At 68.7% G+C, this 17469-nt stretch carries 17 protein-coding genes and 1 tRNA gene; 2 read left to right on the top strand and 16 right to left on the bottom strand.

Features of this window, described 5'->3' with window-relative positions:
- Positions 1-25 precede the first annotated feature (25 nt).
- On the bottom strand, positions 26-901 hold the full coding sequence (locus ACZ5BU_RS27690) for an NAD(+)/NADH kinase (RefSeq protein WP_465703347.1): 876 nt from the start codon (positions 899-901) through the stop codon (positions 26-28).
- Complete coding sequence (locus tag ACZ5BU_RS27695; protein WP_465703348.1) at positions 898-1890, bottom strand: SPFH domain-containing protein; 993 nt, start codon at positions 1888-1890, stop codon at positions 898-900. Before ACZ5BU_RS27695 ends, ACZ5BU_RS27690 begins: the two co-directional genes overlap by 4 nt.
- Before the next feature lie 78 nt (positions 1891-1968).
- On the opposite strand from ACZ5BU_RS27695, the gene ACZ5BU_RS27700 reads away from it, so the two are divergent.
- The gene (locus ACZ5BU_RS27700) at positions 1969-2649 is read left to right on the top strand and encodes an NUDIX hydrolase (RefSeq protein WP_465703349.1); all 681 of its coding nucleotides are present in this window, start codon (positions 1969-1971) and stop codon (positions 2647-2649) included.
- A gap of 100 nt (positions 2650-2749) precedes the next feature.
- Here ACZ5BU_RS27700 and ACZ5BU_RS27705 read toward each other — a convergent pair whose 3' ends face one another.
- The 11 genes from ACZ5BU_RS27705 to ACZ5BU_RS27755 all read right to left on the bottom strand — a co-directional run bounded on the left by ACZ5BU_RS27705 (position 2750) and on the right by ACZ5BU_RS27755 (position 10810).
- Positions 2750-3655, bottom strand: a complete 906-nt coding sequence (locus ACZ5BU_RS27705) for a carbohydrate kinase family protein (protein WP_465703350.1) — start codon at positions 3653-3655, stop codon at positions 2750-2752.
- Positions 3656-3722: 67 nt separating this feature from the next.
- Entirely contained in the window at positions 3723-3968 is a 246-nt protein-coding gene (locus tag ACZ5BU_RS27710; RefSeq protein WP_465703351.1) for a hypothetical protein, read from the bottom strand.
- A 101-nt stretch (positions 3969-4069) separates the two neighbouring features.
- Entirely contained in the window at positions 4070-4699 is a 630-nt protein-coding gene (locus ACZ5BU_RS27715; protein ID WP_465703352.1) for a CoA transferase subunit B, read from the bottom strand.
- Position 4700: 1 nt separating this feature from the next.
- Positions 4701-5489: a CoA transferase subunit A gene (locus ACZ5BU_RS27720; RefSeq protein ID WP_465703353.1), complete on the bottom strand. Its 789-nt coding sequence runs from the start codon at positions 5487-5489 to the stop codon at positions 4701-4703.
- A gap of 121 nt (positions 5490-5610) precedes the next feature.
- Entirely contained in the window at positions 5611-6546 is a 936-nt protein-coding gene (locus ACZ5BU_RS27725) for a tetratricopeptide repeat protein (protein ID WP_465703354.1), read from the bottom strand.
- A gap of 43 nt (positions 6547-6589) precedes the next feature.
- Complete coding sequence (locus ACZ5BU_RS27730; RefSeq protein WP_465703355.1) at positions 6590-7288, bottom strand: carbohydrate-binding family 9-like protein; 699 nt, start codon at positions 7286-7288, stop codon at positions 6590-6592.
- Entirely contained in the window at positions 7281-7769 is a 489-nt protein-coding gene (locus ACZ5BU_RS27735) for a hypothetical protein (protein WP_465703356.1), read from the bottom strand. The genes ACZ5BU_RS27730 and ACZ5BU_RS27735 overlap by 8 nt, the downstream gene beginning before the upstream one ends.
- A gap of 9 nt (positions 7770-7778) precedes the next feature.
- Positions 7779-8408, bottom strand: coding sequence for a lipoyl(octanoyl) transferase LipB (gene lipB, locus ACZ5BU_RS27740; RefSeq protein WP_465703357.1), 630 nt, complete (start codon positions 8406-8408; stop codon positions 7779-7781).
- A gap of 4 nt (positions 8409-8412) precedes the next feature.
- Positions 8413-9705, bottom strand: a complete 1293-nt coding sequence (locus tag ACZ5BU_RS27745) for a J domain-containing protein (protein WP_465703358.1) — start codon at positions 9703-9705, stop codon at positions 8413-8415.
- A 68-nt stretch (positions 9706-9773) separates the two neighbouring features.
- Positions 9774-9850: transfer RNA gene (locus ACZ5BU_RS27750), tRNA-Pro, on the bottom strand.
- A 24-nt stretch (positions 9851-9874) separates the two neighbouring features.
- A complete protein-coding gene (locus ACZ5BU_RS27755) occupies positions 9875-10810 on the bottom strand; it encodes a metallophosphoesterase (RefSeq protein ID WP_465703359.1) in 936 nt (311 codons plus the stop codon).
- 26 nt (positions 10811-10836) lie between these two features.
- Between ACZ5BU_RS27755 and ACZ5BU_RS27760 the strand changes: the two genes are divergently transcribed.
- Complete coding sequence (locus tag ACZ5BU_RS27760; protein ID WP_465703360.1) at positions 10837-11304, top strand: GatB/YqeY domain-containing protein; 468 nt, start codon at positions 10837-10839, stop codon at positions 11302-11304.
- A 46-nt stretch (positions 11305-11350) separates the two neighbouring features.
- Here ACZ5BU_RS27760 and ACZ5BU_RS27765 read toward each other — a convergent pair whose 3' ends face one another.
- The 3 genes from ACZ5BU_RS27765 to bagB all read right to left on the bottom strand — a co-directional run bounded on the left by ACZ5BU_RS27765 (position 11351) and on the right by bagB (position 17461).
- A complete protein-coding gene (locus ACZ5BU_RS27765; protein WP_465703361.1) occupies positions 11351-13705 on the bottom strand; it encodes a penicillin-binding protein in 2355 nt (784 codons plus the stop codon).
- 177 nt (positions 13706-13882) lie between these two features.
- Entirely contained in the window at positions 13883-16234 is a 2352-nt protein-coding gene (lon, locus tag ACZ5BU_RS27770; protein ID WP_465703362.1) for an endopeptidase La, read from the bottom strand.
- 105 nt (positions 16235-16339) lie between these two features.
- On the bottom strand, positions 16340-17461 hold the full coding sequence (bagB, locus tag ACZ5BU_RS27775) for an ATPase BagB (RefSeq protein WP_465703363.1): 1122 nt from the start codon (positions 17459-17461) through the stop codon (positions 16340-16342).
- Positions 17462-17469 lie beyond the last annotated feature (8 nt).

Here is a 17469-nt window from a genome sequence, read left to right on the forward strand (position 1 = left end):
ACGAGGTCGCCCGCCACGCCACGATTCAGAGCACCAGGTGCAGCTTGACGGCTGCGACGGCGACCTCGACGCGTTGACCCCAGCTGATGCTCAAGGTGTCGGACTCCATCCCGTCGCCGAACACGACCAGGTCCGACTCGGCCGTGATCGACAGGGAGTCCGGTGCCTTGAGCAACCCTTCGGTGTGGTCGGTACCGGTGGCAGGCGACGGCCAGGCCTCGCGGACGAACCAGCACAGGACCGGGTCCGTTGGTGTTGGTAGCGCCAACGGACTGCGCCGTTCCTGCCACGCGGACCGGCACCACCCGGTGGCGCCGGTACCCGTACCGACCAGGATCCCGGACGACGATTGCCGCTCGGGTTGGCTGTCCGGTGAGGCGAGCCGGTAGCGCGCGGACTGGTGGGTGCGGTGGCCGACGTACGCCTCGTTCAACGCGAGCAGCTGCTGGTCGTCATCGGTGCTCGCAGCAACCATCGTGCGTTCGGCGATCTGCTTTGTTTTCAAGAGGTCTGTGATCGCGGCCGGTTCGTGCGGGACGAGTACGCCGGGATTGCGCGACGGCTCCGGGTTGATCCCGATCACCGGCTGGCCGTCGAGGTACTTCGCCACGTTCGCGACCAGGCCGTCCTGGCCGACCGCGATCACCACGTCCTCCGGTCCGAATCCGAACCGGTCGAGGTCGTTGCGCTCGGCAACCGCGCGCCGCCAGTCCAGCGGGATCGCGGCCGACACCGTCGCCAAGGCGTCCTGTTGCGCCTGATGCCGGGCGTCCAGCTCAGCCAGGTCGCGCCCTCGCCCGGCGAGAAAGAATCCCGCCTGCTGCCGCGTCCCGTGCCGGGCGATCAGCTCGGTGAGCTCGGTCGCCCGGTGCACGATCACCGCCCTCGGAGGAAGGCTCATCGCTGATCGGCCAGCCTGGTGAGCAGTGGGGTGATCAGGTCCGGGGTCAGGTTGAGCGTGCCGATCTCCGGGAGGGCGCCCTGCTTGATCGCCAGCGCGAGGATCGTGCCTTGGTCGAGTTCGGTGTACGCGTCCAGCAGCGCCTTCTCGGCCGCTGCCTCCGCGGCGCCGATCACGCGCTTCGCGTCTGCTTCGGCCTCGGCCATCGCGCGCTGCCGGCCGGCCGCGGCCTGTGTCTCGATCTGACCGGCCGCCGCGGCTTCGGTCGCGCGGGTGCGTTCGTTCTGTCCGCGCTGGTTGACCAGCTGCTCCTCGCGGCGGGCGAGCTCGATCTGGTTCTGCAGTTCGTTCTCCGCGATCGACCGTTCCCGCTCGACCGCCATTGCACGCCGTTCGTACGTCGCCTTGTCCGCGGCCTGCTGCACCATCTCGCGGGTCGGTGTCTGGAGCGCCTTCTCCACGTCCCGCTCCGCGCGTACGGCGACCACGCGGACGTCCTCGACGCCGATCCCGAGCCCGGTCAGCCGCTGGTCCTCGCGCAGCCCGGTGCCGACCGTCGTACGCAGCGCAGTCATGCCCTCGGACAGGGCCTCGGTCAGCGTCATCCGGGCGAGCAGGTCGAGCGCGGTCTGCTGGGCGAGCTCGGTCAGCAGACCGCCGAGCTGCTCGAGCGGGGTGGACCGCCACTGCCCGGTGTCCGGGTCGATACCGAAGTCGAGCCGGCTCGACGCCAGCGCCGGGTCGGTCACGCGGTACGTCACGGTCGCCTGGACGACGACGTCCTGGAAGTCCTGCGTCCGTCCGTGGAACAGCAGCGGCTGCTCGCGGTCGTCGACCGGGATCTCGCTCAGCGACGAGTTCAGCGCCCGGAACCAGAACGCCTGGGCGGTGCCGTCGTGCGCGACCTTGCCGTTGCGCAGGTGCCGCACGTGGGTGGTCGGGTTGGCCCGCAGGTGACTGATGAAGCGGAACCGGGTGATGTCTGCCATCTCTTGCTCTCCTTGTCGTCATCTTGACGATAAGGGTCGAGGTGACTTCTCGTCAAGGTGACGATTAGGATGTGTCGCATGGACTTCGTGCCGCTCGGACTGGCCGCCGACCTGGTCATCCTGACCGTCCGCGACGGACGCCTGCAGGTGTTGCTGATCCGCCGCGGCATCCCGCCGTACCAGGGTCAGTGGGCGCTGCCCGGCGGATTCGTCCGGCCCGACGAGGACCTGGAGGCGACGGCCCGCCGCGAACTCTCGGAGGAGACCGGCCTGGCCGCGGAGCGCATCCACCTCGAACAGATCGCGACGTACGGCGCCCCCGACCGCGACCCGCGCGGCCGGGTCGTCAGCGTGGCGTACCTGGCCCTGGTCCCCGACCTACCGTCCCCGGTCGCAGGCTCCGACGCCGCATCCGCGAGCTGGGTAGCTGTCAGCGACATACTCGATGAGGAAGGTCTGGCGTTCGACCACCACCGGATCCTCGCCGACGGGGTGGAACGGGCCCGCGCGAAGCTGGAGTACTCACCCCTGGCAACCGCGTTCTGCCCCCCTGAGTTCACCATCTCCGAACTCCGCGGCGTCTACGAGGCCGTCTGGGGAACTCCGCTCGACCCCCGCAACTTCCACCGCAAGGTCACCAAAACCCCCGACTTCGTCGCCCCGGTAGGCACCAGCACAACCCGAGACGGCGGCCGCCCCGCCCAACTCTTCCACCGCGGCACCGCCACCACCCTCCACCCCCCAATGACCCGCGCCTGACCCCACGAGCGCCGAGTCGTGGCGTTCGGCTCTCCACCCCCACGCCGACTCGTGAGATCCGGTCGGATTTCTCGACCGATATCCACGACTCGACGGCGGGTCAGGGCAGCTGGCGGGTGAGGAGGGCGAGGGACTCGGCGGTGATCAGGTTGGTGTGGGTGCCGGGGGTGGTGCAGGCCCAGGAGGCGGCTATGGTGGCGGCTCGGGCGGCTTCTGGCCAGGGGGCGCCGTCCAGGTAGCGGGCCAGGAAGGCGGCTACGTACGCGTCGCCGGCGCCGTTCGTGTCGACGATCGGGCGGTCGGGGAGGTCGACGGCGGGGAAGTGCTGCACCTTCTCGCCGCGGACGTGCAGGTAGCTGCCGTCGGCGCCCGCCATCGCGACCACGACGTCGGCGCGGCCGTTGGCGAGGATCCACTCGACGCCGTCGTCCGGGAGCGCGGCCTTCGAGACGAAGACGATGTCCGACGCGGTGGCGAAGTCCTTGTGGTGGTCGTTGCGGCCGTCCCAGTCGTGCAGGTCGGTGGAGATCGAACGATCCGCGGCGATCGCGTCGCCGAGGGCGTCCCGGGCGAAGTCCATGATCGAGACGTGCACGTGTTCGGCGCGGCGGACGAACGGGCGCCACAGGTTCGGGTCGACCCGGAGTCCGTCCGGGTGCCGGCCGTCGTACATCGAGAGCCGCCGGCCGTCCGGGGCGACCAGGTTGACCGATCTGCGGGTGCCGCTCGGGTGCAGGACGACGCGCAGCGGGATGCCGAGTTCGTCGTACGCCCGGCGGATCCGCGCGCCCTCCGGGTCGTCGCCGATCACGTCCACCAGCGCGGCGTTCAGCCCGAGCAGGTGGCAGCCGAGCGCGACCCCGTGCCCGGTGTGCGCCAGGTACGTCTCGATCGGCCGCACCGGAACCGTGTCCACATCCTCCAACGGCAGGCTCGGCACCCGCACGATCGTGTCGATGCCTACTCCGCCGACCACCACCACGTCCAACTCCACGGGTCCCGTCATACCCGACTTTCGCCAAGGATCACAGGTGTCTTTCGCCAGCTGACGGACAGTCCACACTCGTGCACAGTCAGTCGATGACCAACCGCCGAGGGCGGGCAAGGTACTGCGTGCCCCTGGCGCGTGCGTGCCGGCGTTCCTCGGCCAGCACCTGCGCCGGCGTCCGCATCCCGTCGACCGGCTGCCGGCGTCCGTAGCCGGGCGAGCTGAGGCAGTACTCCTTGCTCTCGGCGTACGGCCCGTCGGTCAGCACCGGCGGCGAGCAGATACCCGCCGCCGGACGAGTGTGCGGTTCGGACCCGATGTGGTTCACCATGGTGTGCGGCCTCCTCGAACTCGGTCGAGTTCGAGCGTCGCCGCACCCGGTGGGTCGGCACGTCCCCAGATCTGATGACTTCCGGCCCGGGGCGATGGTGACTACTGCTTGATCGGCGCTCCGGTCTTCGACTGCAGTTCGTCGAAGGTGACGCCGTCCGCGAGCTCGACCAGTCGCAGGCCGTCGGGGGTGACGTCGAGGACGGCGAGGTCGGTGATGATCCGGTTGACCACGCCGCGACCGGTGTAGGGCAGGTCGCACTCGGTGAGGATCTTGTGCGAGCCGTCCTTCGCGACGTGCTCCATCAGTACGATCACCTTCTTGGCGCCGTGCACCAGGTCCATCGCGCCGCCCATCCCCTTGACCATCTTGCCGGGGATCATCCAGTTCGACAGGTCGCCGGTCGCGGACACCTGCATCGCGCCCAGGATCGCGGCGTCGATCGCACCGCCGCGGATCATCCCGAAGGACAGCGACGAGTCGAAGAAAGATGCCCCGGGCAACGTTGTGACGGTCTCCTTGCCGGCGTTGATCAGGTCCGGGTCCTCGTCGCCCTCGACCGGGTACGGTCCGACGCCGAGGATCCCGTTCTCGCTCTGCAGGACCACGGTGACGCCGTCCGGGATGTAGTTCGGGACCAGGGTCGGCAGGCCGATGCCCAGGTTCACGTACGAGCCGTCCTCGAGCTCGGCGGCGGCGCGGGCAGCCATCTGCTCACGGGTGAGGGGCATCTCAGGCCTCCATCTTCTCGCGCTGGGCCTCGTAGGCCTCGCGCGGCTGCACCGTACGCTTCTCGATCCGCTTCTCGATGTCCTTGCCGACGACAACGACACGCTGGACGAACACGCCCGGTAGGTGGATCGAGTCCGGGTCCAGCTCACCAGGCTGGACCAGCTCCTCGACCTGGGCGATCGTCACCCGGCCGGCCATCGCCGCCAGCGGGTTGAAGTTCCGGGCGCTCCGGTCGAACACCAGGTTGCCGTGGGTGTCGCCCTTGAGCGCGTGCACCAGCCCGAAGTCCGTGGTGATCGACTCTTCCAGCACGTACGTCGTGCCGTTGATCTCCCGGGTCTCCTTGGCCTCGGACGCCTTCGCGACCGTCCCGTCGGAGTTGTACCTCTGCGGCAGCCCGCCCTCGGCGACCTGCGTACCGACGCCGGCCAGCGTGTAGAACGCCGCGATCCCGCAGCCGCCCGCGCGGAGCTTCTCCGCCAGCGTGCCCTGCGGGGTCAGCTCGACCTCCAGCTCGCCGGACAGGAACTGCCGGGCGAACTCCTTGTTCTCCCCGACGTACGACGAGGTCATCTTGGCGATCCGCTTGTCGGCCAGCAGGATGCCGAGCCCCCAGTCGTCGACGCCGCAGTTGTTCGACACGACGCTGAGCCCGGACACCCCCTTGTCGTGCAGCGCGGTGATCAGCTGCATCGGGTTGCCGCACAACCCGAAACCGCCGACGGCGAGGCTGGCCCCGTCGCCGATGTCCGCCACCGCTTCCTGCGGCGACCCGTACGTCTTGTCCATCAGCTGCTCCGTTGCAGTCGGTGCCGGATTCGTTCCCGACTCTAACCAGCCGTACGCCGTCTCGCGATGTGGGCGGCACCACAGGGTGGAGCGGTGTACCACCCCGCTATGTGCTGGGGTCCTACGCCGACGCCTCGGACGCGTTCAGGGCGGCCAGTTCGTGCAGGGCCTCGAAGTGCGCGTCGTCCAGTTCAGGGATCGTCAGTACGGCGGCCAGGTGCGCCCGCGCCGCCGGGAGGTTGCCTGACCCGCGCGCAGCACGCCCCAGGCCGATCCGGGCCGCCGCTACCGTCTCCGGCAGGTCTGCGCTCTCTCCGATCGACAGAGCCCGGCTGTAGTCCTCGTGGGCGTCCTCCAGCTTGCCGAGCCTCCGGTAGAGGTCAGCGCGCTCACACAGCAGCAGTGCGGTCTCCTCAGCAAGGCACAGCTGCTCAGCCAGCTCCAGGGCCTCGGTCGTCAGGTCCAGAGGCTCGTCAACGACCTGCCGGAGCCCGCTGAGGGCCAGGAACATGCCCCAGCGGTCCTCCAGCATCCGGAAGCGGCCCAGCGCCGTACGCAACGACTGTGCGGCCTCACCGGGGGCTGACGGCACGGTCAGACCCGGGTAGCCCCGGCAGAGCTCTACAGCTGCCCGTGTCCACGCGTCACCGCTCTCGTTCCGTACGAGCACCTCTTCGACGACCGTGGCCGGCTCGAAAGGCCCGAAGACGACTGACCACAGCAGGACGGTCACGGAGTACCGGAACGGACCCGTGGTCGTCAGAACGATGTGCTGGGCCAGCTCGATCTGCTCCTGCTCAGCGGACGCGGCGCCGTGGATGACGGCGAGCAGGTACTCCTCGTCGAGGCCGACCGGGACCGTCCGGCCGAGCATGCTGAGCACCCGCTCGGCCGCTGCCGCAGCCTCGTCCTGGAGCCCGTTCGACCACCAGTACGCGGAGTAGCGCGCAACGAGCCGCAGGGCGGTTCGCAGGTCGCTCTCACACGCGCGCTCGATCGCGCTGACGACCTGGTCCGCCTCCAGACCGTGTGGTTCGCCGGAGCCCCCCAAGTTCACGTACCTCATTGTCTCCCGGTCGTGTTAACGCCGTGTCACGGGGTCAGAAACGGAGCACGCCCCAAGTAGCCGGCCTGTGCATGTCCTCGATGCCTTGCGGTGACCAGACCCAGAACTCGCTCTCCTCGCCCTTGACGTACGCGCCGTCGACCACCTCGTGCGGCCACTCGCAGCGCATCAGGTTCATCCGCCACTCGTCGCCCGGGTTCGGCGCGGTGGCGTGACCGGCGTTGTACGGCGCCAGGTCGGCCCACGGTACGGCGAGCTCGACCGTCCAGCCGGTGTCGGTGTCCGACGGGTCGTTGAGCGTGCCGTCGACGTGGATCGCGGTCCGCAGCCCGGGCAGGTTCGTCGGGTCGATCGGGACGCCGCCGTCGACGTACGGCTTCGGCATCGTCAGCTCCCAGATCGTGCCGAGCGCGTTGATCTCGAACTCGTAGTAGTTCAGCCCGTCGCCGTCCGGGTCGAGGAACAGCTCGAAGTTGTTCTCGTTGTACAGCCGGCTGTTGTGCTCGGTCATCGTCGACCAGACGTGCGGCTCCTCGAGCTCACCACCGACGTACAGGTACCGGTCGTCGTACATCAGCTTGGCCCGGGTCCGGAACCGCGGCGCCGGGCCGTCGTGGATCGGGACGAAGTCGGTGGTCCACGGCGCGGACTCCCAGGCCGGGTCGGTCAGGGTGCCGTCGAGGTTCGGGGTGGTCGCGGTCCGCGGGCACTCGTAGACGGGCAGGTCAGGCATCGGCACGCTCCAGCAGTCGGGCGACGAGATTGGCGAGCAGGAAGGTGACGGCGGTCAGCGCCGGTACGACGGCCAGGATCCACGGCGAGTCGAGGTGGCCGGTCAGGAACGCGACCACCAGCGCGACCATGAAGGCGACACCGAGGAACGGGACCAGCTGTGGATGCGGCATCGCGAGCCGGCTCAGCGCGAGCCCGCCGAGGATCATCGTGACCGCCACGATCAGCACCAGCAGCGGCAGCCCGAGCGCACCGCAGTTCGTGGTGTCGCGGAACCGCTCGCAGCCGCGTTCGCTCAGCCAGATCCCGGCAATCGTGGCGAACCCGCAGAGCAGCCCGACCACGGCCAGAATCAGGGCCGGCGGCAACGGTGGGGCGTCGTACCGCCCCGGCCGGCGGGCCTCCTCCGCCTCGTCGTCGGCGGCCTCCAGCACAGCTTCCAGATCGTCCGGCATTCGGTCGCCGTCGTCCTCCTGGCTCATTGCCGCAGGCTACCGGGCTCCCAAAGAGTTAGCGATGGCATCGCGTACGTCGGTTTCGGTCGGCGCGGCCTTGCCCTGCTCGGCGGCGAGTTCGGCGAGGGAGACCATGGTCATGTCGTGCAGGCCGCAGCTCGTGAACGTGTGAAACACGGTCATGTCCGGGGCGACGTTCACCGAGAAGCCGTGGCTGGTCACGCCGCGCCGGATCCGCATGCCGATCGAGCACAGCTTCCGGCCGTCCTCGGTCCACACCCCGACCAGGCTGCTCGCGCCCTTCGGGGTGTCCCGCCGGACCAACGGGAAGCCGAGTGAGCCGAGCGCGTCGATCAGGCCGTTCTCGACCCAGCGCACGATGTCGACCGGGCCACGCTCGTGCAGGTCGATGACGAGGTACCCGACCAGCTGGCCGGGGCCGTGGTACGTCGCGAAACCGCCACGGTCGACCGCCACCGTAGAGATCCCGGCCGCCTCCACCGGCAGGTCGTCGAGGACCGTACGTGGGCCGTACGTGATGACGGGCGGGTGACTCAGCAGGAACAGCCGGTCCTCGGCCTTCCCTTCGATCCGCTCCTCCACCCAGCCGCGCATGTCCTTCGCCGCGACGTCGTACCCCACCTCACCGAGATCAACCCGCTGCACACGTTCACCTTATGCCGTACGGCGCGCGCCTCAGGATGTCGTACAGCACCTTGCGGTCGACCTTGCCGCCCTCCGGCTCGAGCCACGCGGTCAGCTCCCGGGCGGCGTACTGCGCCGAGAGGCACGTCACGGCTGCGCCGGGGCGGGTCGGCGCCGAGATCCGGCCGGACGGCTCCGGGTGGACGATCAGGAATCCGCGCACGTCGACCGGCCGCAGCCGTCCGCGCCAGGCCTCGACGGCACCTTCGAGCGCGGGCGCCGCGCTGTCGACGGGGTGACCGTTCAGCTGGAGCCCGCCGTACGGGTCCACGGCGTACGTCCCGGGCGGGCCGACCTGCGAGAGGATCAGTGCGGCCCGGTGACCGTTCAGCAGCAGGTGGTCGACGACCATCCCTCCGAGTTGCGCCCCGTGGACGAGTTTCGCCGCGGGCAGTGCGTTGAGCACCGGGTCGAGCAGGTTCGCCGTACGCCGCTGGAGCAGGACGTCGTACGGCGAGATCGGCGCGGACAGCGCATCGCTGACGAGTGGCTCGCCCGGACGCCCCCAGAGGTTGAACTCGAACGAGGCGTCCCGGTCGATCGCCACGTCCAACGCGTGGTTCTTCGACCACAGGCCGGTGAGGATCCGAACGACGACCAGACCTGCGGCCAGCGAGATGACGAGCGCCCGGCCCGGTCCGTTCATGTCGGAGTCCACGAACAGCGTGACCAGGTAGCCGGCGGCGGTCAGGACGCCGATGACCTTGAACAGGCGGTGCAGCGGGATCCGGCGGCTCCAGTACGGCGGGAGGGCGACCACGAGCATCGCCGCGGTCGCGACGCCGAATGCGTAGTCCCAGAAGCCGTGGTAGCTGCTGGTGGCGAGGATCGTGACGACGAGGCCGGTGTACGCGAGAAGGGCGACGAGTCCGGGGATCCGCCAGTGGCCGAACGTCGGGTAGATCAGGACCGGGCCGACAGGGCCTGTCAGTACCGGTTCTTCTGGCTCTGAGCGGTCGTTGGACCACGGCTGATCGGTCGACCACGTCCACTGGGGTTCAGGCTGCGGCTCAGGCTGTGGCTCTGGCGGCGGCGGGGCGGAGCGGTTGGAGGAGCGGTCGAGGGAACGGTCGTACGCGGCCCGCTTCGCCGGATCCGACAGTGTGTTCCAGGCCTCCTGTACGAGCCGGAAGAGCGCCGCGTTTCCGCCCTGGTCCGGGTGCACCTGGAGGGCGAGCTTGCGGTACGCCGACTTGATCTCCGCGGCGCTCGCCGTACGTTCGACGTTCAGCACCTCGTAGTGGTCGGCCCCGCTCACCACCCGCACCTCCGAACCAGTCCGAAACGCATCGAGGGTCAGTCACCGCAGTGACTGACCCTCAATGGTGGTCGGGCTGACAGGATTTGAACCTGCGACCTCTTCGTCCCGAACGAAGCGCGCTACCAAGCTGCGCCACAGCCCGAAGTCGCGAGTAGCTTACATGGGCTCAGCGTCCGGACGAAATCGGGTTAATCCGTGGGACGAGGGTGAGCAGCGTCGCCTCCGGCCGGCAGGCGAAGCGGACCGGTGCGTACGGCGACGTACCGAGGCCGGCCGAGACGTGCAGAGCGGCCTGGCGACCCTCGTGGCCCCACGTCGACAGGCCCTTCACGCGGGACGTGTCGAGGTCGCAGTTCGTCACGAGGGCGCCGTAGAACGGGACAGCCAGCTGACCGCCGTGCGTGTGGCCCGCGAGTACGAGCGGATACCCGTCGCCGACGAAGCCGTTCAGCACCCGCTGGTACGGCGCGTGTGTGACGCCGATCGACAGGTCCGCGGACGGGTCGATCTCGCCGGCGATCTCGTCGTACCGGTCGCGCTTGATGTGCGGGTCGTCCGTGCCGGCGAAGTCCAGCCGCAGGCCGTTCACCTTGAGGGTGGCCTTCGCGTTGTTCAGGTCCGTCCAGCCGGCGCCGGTGAACGCGCGGCGCATCTCCTCGTACGGGAGATCGGGGCCGTGCGGCTTGTGCCGCTGCTTGTTCGCGGGCAGCAGGTACTTCCCCGGGTTCTTGAAGTGCGGCTTCCAGTAGTCGTTGGAGCCGAACACGAACACGCCGGGCATATCGAGGAGCTCGCCGTACGCGCGGAGCAGCGGGGGAACCGAGTCCTCGTGCGAGAGGTTGTCGCCGGTGGTGACGACCAGATCGGGCTCGAGCGCCGCGAGATCGTTGACCCAGCGGATCTTCCGCTCCTGGGTGGGCATCAGATGCAGGTCGGACAGGTGCAGCACCCGGAGCGGTGCCGTGCCCTCCGGCAGCACCGGTACGGTGAGCCGGCGTAGGGTGAACCAGCGCACCTCGATGCCGGCCGCGTACGCGACACAGGCGGCGCCGACAGCCGTGACCGCCGCTGCGGTCTTCAGGGCGGTCCTCGCGATACTCATTCCACCAGCCTGCCACAATCATGGTCATGTCCAACTCCGGAATGAAGCAGCGCCTGCACGACGACATGACCGCCGCCCTCAAGGCGCGCGACGAGATCCGCAAGTCGACCCTGCGGATGGCGCTCACCGCGATCACCAAGGCGGAGGTGGCCGGCAAGGAGGCCCGTGAGCTCAGCGACACCGAGATCGTCGACGTACTGAGCTCCGAGGCCAAGAAGCGCCGCGAGTCCGTGGTCGCCTACCGCGACGCCGGCCGCGCCGAGCTCGCCGACAAGGAACAGGCCGAGGCGGACATCCTCGCCGAGTACCTCCCCGAGCAGCTGACCGAGGACGAGATCAAGGCCCTGGTCACCGAGGCGATCGCCGCCACCGGCGCCGCCGAACTCGGCCCCCGCGGCATCGGCAAGGTCATGGGCGCCCTCCAGCCCAAGGTCAAAGGCAAGGCCGACGGCGCCGTCGTCTCCGCCGAAGTGAAGCGCCAACTCGGCGCCTGATCCAACAGCGAAGGGCCTCGTCCGGATCGGACGAGGCCCTTCGCTGTTAACCGTGGCCGCGGCCACCACCACAGTTCGGGTACTTCGGGTTCCAGGGCGGACAGTTCGGGTTGATGGTCACCGTGGTGGGCGGCGGCTTCGGGGTGTTCGTCGTGGTCGGCTGGTTCTTCTTGCTGCCGTTGGAGATGTAGATCGTTACCAGCGAGCCTTCGGGTGCGCCGTCCCGCTGCCGCGGGTCGGTGTACGCGACGGTCCCGGCGGTCTCCTCGGAGTTCACCGTCCCGGAAGCAATCGCCACCTGGAACCCCATCTGCTTCAGCTTGTTCGCCGCGTCGTCGGGGTTCATGCCGTTGACGAACGGCAGATCCTTCACGTCACCACGGACCGTCTTGTCCGACGGCGCCACGAAGTGCGTGGTCGGGTAGCCCTGCAGGGCGGCCTTCATCGCCGCTTCCCAGATCGGACCGGCGGTGCCGGAACCGGTCGGGTCGTCGATGTGATTGCCGTTGAGCGTCTGGCCCTGCAACCGCGTGTACGGAAGCGACGCGTCAGCCACCGTTGCGGCCGCAGCGAGCTTGGTCGAGTAGCCTGCGTACCAGACAGCCTTGGCATCGTTGATGGTTCCGGTCTTGCCCGCCAGGTCGCTGTTGCCGAACTTCAAGTGCTGGCCCGTGCCGCCCGTTTCCATCACTTGGTGCAGGACCGCGTTCACGCCATCGGCGACTTCCTGCGTCAGCGCCTGCTTGCAGTTCGCGCCGGGGATGTTGACCGGCTTGCCGGCCGAGTCCTTGACCGAGGTAACCACCCACGGCGCGCAGTACATGCCGCGTGCGGCGAAGGCGGCGTACGCGCCGGCCAGCTGCACCGGTGAGATGTTGTCGATGCCCAGCGTCATCGACGGCACCTGCTGGAGCGGGCCGAGGTCCTGGGCGTTGTACATCCCCAGAGAGGCCGCGATCTTCGCGATCGGGCACAGGCCGGTGCGCTGCGAGAGCTGCAGGAAGTAGGTGTTGGTCGACTTCTGCGCCGCCTGGATCATGGTCGGATCCGGGACGTTCTTGGTCGAGTTCTGCGGGTCGTAGTTGCCCATGATCTTGTACGGGCCGTTGCAGGTGCTGTACGTCAGTCCGCCCAGGTGGACGGGGCTCGGCGAGTTGATTTTGTACGTGAGCGGGATGCCCTTCTGGATCGCCGCTGCGATTGTGAAGGCCTTCATGGTCGAGCCGTTCTGCCAGCCGCCGTAGCCGCCGGGGTAGGTCTTCGGCGCGTTGTAGTTGTACGCAGTCTGGCCGCGTTTGCTGCCGTACTTGCGGCTCTGGGCCATGGCCTTCACCAGACCCGTGCCGGGCTCGACGATCGTGATCGCCGCGATCGCCTGGTCGGTCGGCTTCGAGTGGGTGTCGATCGAGCGCTGCGCGTCCGCCTGGATCTTGGGGTCGAGCGACGTCCTGATGGTCAGGCCGGCGGTCTTCAGGTAGTTGACACGGTCGGTCTTCGTCTTCCCGAACGCCGAGTTGTTCTCGAGCTCGCCGAGGACGTACTCGCAGTAGAAGGGGTACGGACCGTTCCCGCAGCCGAGTTTGTTGGGGCGGACCTTGTTGGGGTCGATGACCGGGGTTTTGAGGGCCGAGTTGGCCTGGGCGACCGAGATGACGTTGAGCTGGAGCATCCGGCGGATGACCACGTCGCGGCGCTCCTTGGCGCGGTTGGCGTTGTTCGTCGGGTCGTAGCCGGTCGGGTTCTTCACCAGGCCGGCCAGCATCGCGGCCTGCGGGAGCGTCAGGTCCTTCGCGTTCACCGAGAAGTAGTGCTGCGCGGCGGCCTGGATGCCCCAGGCGCCGTCGCCGAAGTTCGCCAGGTTGAGGTACTTCTCGAGGATCTCGTTCTTCGAGTACTGCTTCTCGACGGCGATCGCGTACCGCAGCTCGGCGACCTTGCGCTGGTAGTTGTCGGCGGTCGCGGCGGCGACCTCGGCCGGCGTCTTCGCCTTCTCGACCAGGCTGATCTTCACCATCTGCTGGGTGATGCTCGAACCGCCCTGCTGGATGCCGCCCGACGACTGGTTCTGTACCAGTGCGCGCAGCGTGCCCTTGAGGTCGAGCGCGCCGTGCTCGTAGAACCGGTCGTCCTCGATCGCGACGATCGCCTTCTGCATGATCGGCGCGACGTCCTTCAGCTTCACCGGCACCCGGTTCTGCTCCGCCAGCGTCGCGATCACCGAACCGTCCGCGGCCAGGATCGTGCTCTTCTGCTTCAGCGGTACTTCGTCGAACTGCTGCGGCAGGTCCTGCAGCGTCGTGGAGGTCTTCTCCGTGGTGAAACCGGCGAGGCCGGCGAACGGGATGGCGAGACCGGCAGCCAACGCCCCCGACAGCACGCTCACCCCGAGAAACAGAACCACAGATTGGACGACTCCCCGGTCACCCTTCTCCCTGCTGCGCATGGTTATAGAGACTACGGGATCGCCGATTTGGGTTACCGCGGCGCTTATGAGTTCGGTCACACCCGCTGGACAAAGTTCATCCGAAAGGAGGAAAAGGGCCCGGGCGACACGCCCGGGCCCTTCTCTCCTGCGGTGTTATGCGGCGTACTGGTGCCTCTGAACCTCGGCCGGTTCCAGCGCCAGGTCGAGCACCTCGCGGACGTCGCTCACCGGGTGCACGGTCAGCTCCGCGAGCACGGACGCCGGTACGTCTTCCAGGTCCGGCTCGTTCCGCTTCGGGATCAGGATCGTGGTCAGCCCGGCACGGTGTGCCGCGAGCAGCTTCTGCTTCACGCCACCGATCGGGAGTACGCGCCCGGTCAGCGACACCTCACCCGTCATCGCGACCTCCGAACGGACCGGCCGTCCGGACAGCAGCGACGCCAGCGCCGTTGTCATCGTCACACCCGCCGACGGTCCGTCCTTCGGGACGGCACCGGCCGGTACGTGGATGTGTGCGTTCCGCTCGGCCAGGTCGCCGACGGGCAGCCCCAGCTCCGCGCCGTGCGAGCGCAGGTACGACAGGGCGATCTGCGCCGACTCCTTCATCACGTCACCCAGCTGCCCGGTCAACGTGACTCCGGTCGGGCCGGTCTCCTTGTCGGCCAGCGAAGCCTCGACGAAGAGCACGTCACCACCCGCACCGGTCACAGCCAGTCCGGTCGCCACGCCGGGCAGCGCCGTACGCTCGGCCGACTCCGGCGTGAACTTCGGCGAACCCAGGTACTCCTTCAGATCGGTCCCACCGATCGTCAGGCTGCCCAGGTCCTCACCCAGGGCGAGCTTCGCCGTCACCTTCCGCAGTACGCGGGAGATCGACCGCTCCAGCTGCCGTACCCCGGCCTCCCGGGTGTACTCACCCGCGAGCAGGCGCAGCGCCGAGTCTTCGATGGTCACCTCGTCCGCCGTCAGGCCTGCCCGCTCCAGCTGACGCGGGAGCAGGTGGTCACGGGCGATGACGACCTTCTCGTCCTCGGTGTACCCGTCCAGCTGCACCAGTTCCATCCGGTCCAGCAGGGGCGCCGGGATGGAGTCCAGTACGTTCGCCGTGGCCAGGAAGACCACGTCGGACAGGTCCAGCTCGACCTCCAGGTAGTGGTCCCGGAAGGTGTGGTTCTGCGCCGGGTCGAGGACCTCCAGCAGCGCGGCCGTCGGGTCACCCCGGTAGTCCGCACCGACCTTGTCGATCTCGTCCAGCAGTACGACGGGGTTCATCGAACCCGCCTCGGTGATGGCCCGGACGATCCGGCCCGGCAGCGCACCGACGTACGTCCGCCGGTGACCGCGGATCTCTGCCTCGTCCCGGACACCACCCAGCGCGACCCGGACGAACGTCCGGCCCATCGCCCGCGCCACGGACTCACCCAGCGAGGTCTTACCCACACCAGGCGGACCGACCAGGGCCAGTACGGCGCCACTGCGGCGACCGCCGACGACACCGAGACCACGGTCCGCACGACGACGCCGTACGGCCAGGTACTCCGTGATGCGCTGCTTCACGTCGTCAAGACCGGCGTGGTCCGCGTCCAGCACGGCCCGCGCCTCACGGATGTCGTAGCTGTCCTCGGTCCGCTCGTTCCACGGCAACTCGAGGACGGTGTCCAGCCAAGTGCGGATCCAGCCGACCTCGGGGGACTGCTCGGAGGTGCGCTCCAGCTTGTCGACCTCGGCGAGCGCGGCCTTGCGGACGTGCTCCGGCAGGTCGGCGGCCTCGACGCGGGCCCGGTAGTCCTCTTCCTCGGACTCGGCCTTGCCGTCGAGCTCGGCCAGCTCCTTGCGGATCGCGGCCATCTGCTGGCGCAGCAAGAACTCCCGCTGCTGCTTCTCCATACCCTCCTGGACGTCCTTCTGGATCGTCTCGGAGACCTCGAGCTCGGCCAGGTGGTCCTTCACCCAGCCGATCAGCTTCTCCAGCCGCTCGCTGACGTTGGCGTTCTCGACCAGCCAGGACTTCTGGTCGTTGGTCAGGTACGACGCGTAGCCGGCCAGGTCGGACAGCTCCGACGGGTCGTCCACCTGCTTGATCGAGTCGATCACCTGGTAGGCGCCGCGGCGCTGCAGCACGGAGGTGGTCAGAGTCTTGTACTCGCGGGCCAGCTCGGCGGAGCGGTTGTCGGTGATCTCGTGCATCACCGTCGCGCCCACCCAGAGCGCCGCACCCGGACCGGTCGTCCCGGCGCCGATGCGGACCCGCTGGGTCCCGCGGATCACGGCCGCCCGGTCTCCGCCCGGCAGCCGGCCGATCTGCTCGATCTCGCCGAGCGTTCCGGCCTTTGCATATTTCCCGTCCAGTCGCGGTACCAGGAGCACCTGGTCCTGACCCGCGGCCTGCGCGGCTTCGATCGCCGCCCGGGCCTCGCTGTCGGCGAGCCGGACCGGCACGACCATCCCCGGCAGGACCACGACGTCGTCCAGCGGCAGAACAGGAAGATTCAACGTATCGGTCACGCTGTCACACCCTTAATCCAAGATTGAGTCTGACAGGCTCAACCAAGGGTGTAAGCAAGTAATTCCCAGGCCCGCAAGCGTTCGCTGACGGTGAAATCAGGGAAATCAGGCGGTGAGCAGCTCGCCGATCTGACGAAGACCGGTCAGGTCGTGGACGTCGTCGGCCAGGGCCGGCACCTCGACGGTCCGGATCGCGCGGTGACCCCGGCGGAAACGCTCCGCGCGTTTGTGGTCGCCGACCACCTGCTGCATCTTGTCCGCGTGCAACCGCAGTACGGCGGCCGTCAGCGGCGACTTGTCCGCCTCCTCGAGCTTCTCGGCCGCGGCGAGTGACCGCTCCGCCGACAGCTCCGGGGCCTGCGAGTTCGTCACCCGGTTGAGCACGACGCCGGCCAGCGGCATTCCCTCCGCCCGCAGCCGTTCGGCGAAGTACGACGCCTCGCGCAGGGCATCGTTCTGCGGGGCGGCGACGACGAGGAACGCGGTGTGCGGCTCCCGGAGCAGCGCGACGGTCTGTTCGGCCCGCTGCCGGAACCCGCCGAAGAGCGTGTCGAACGCGGCCACGAACGTCTGTACGTCGGTCAGCACCTGGGCGCCGAGGACCTTGTTCAGTACCGACATCGCCATGTTCACGCCCGCCGACATCAGCTTGAACGGACCTCTTGCGGGCGCCAGGAGGAGGCGGAGGAATCGTCCCTCCAGGAGCGAGGCCAGCCGCTCGGGCGCGTCCAGGAAGTCGAGTGCGGAGCGCGACGGCGGGGTGTCGACGACGATCAGGTCCCAGTCGCCGGTCCGCTCGGCCTGGTGGTGCAGCTGGCCGAGCTTCTCCATCGCCATGTACTCCTGGGTGCCCGCGAACGACGAGGAAAGCGCTTGGTAGAAGGGATTCGCGAGGATCTGCTCGGCCTTCTCCGGCGTCGCGTGCTGCAGTACGACGTCGTCGAACGTCCGCTTCATGTCCAGCATCATCGCGTCCAGCCGGCCGCCGTTCTTCGGGTTCGCACCGGCCACGGCCCGTGGAGTGTTGTCGAGCTCGGTCAGCCCGAGCGACTGCGCCAGCCGCCGAGCCGGGTCGATGGTCAGTACGACGACCTTCCGCCCGCGCTCCGCCGCGCGCAGCCCGAGGGCCGCGGCCGTCGTCGTCTTGCCGACACCGCCCGCGCCGCAGGTGACGACGATCCGGGTCTTCGGGTCGTCGATCAACGCGTCCAGATCGAGCTCGCTCACCGGCCGAG

Source organism: Kribbella sp. NPDC031520 (assembly GCF_055580825.1).